1 protein-coding gene is annotated in these 228 nt (G+C 51.8%); it reads right to left on the reverse strand.

What is annotated here, in order from left to right; translation table 11 throughout:
• The coding region (locus R0J87_RS25580; RefSeq protein ID WP_498889818.1) for a hypothetical protein at window positions 1-228 on the reverse strand (228 nt) is incomplete at both ends.

Here is a 228-nt window from a genome sequence, read left to right on the forward strand (position 1 = left end):
TTGCCCTTGCCTGCTCCGATAACCGCAGATGTGAGCTGACGTTGCTGCCAATCCAGATCTTCGCGGAAAGAAGCACGAGCCAGTGCCTGCCAATGGTTTTCAACCGGCTGATTGTGAACCTGTTGCAGGAACCAGTGCAGCGACAACTGTGCGCCAAGTACAAAGTAGACACGAGCAATAAAGCCAACATCTTTGTTCAGCTCTTTCGCACTCTGCGCAATATCCATG

It is taken from the genome of Halomonas sp. SIMBA_159 (assembly GCF_046536035.1).
GTDB classification, from domain to species: Bacteria; Pseudomonadota; Gammaproteobacteria; order Pseudomonadales; family Halomonadaceae; genus Vreelandella; species Vreelandella venusta_A.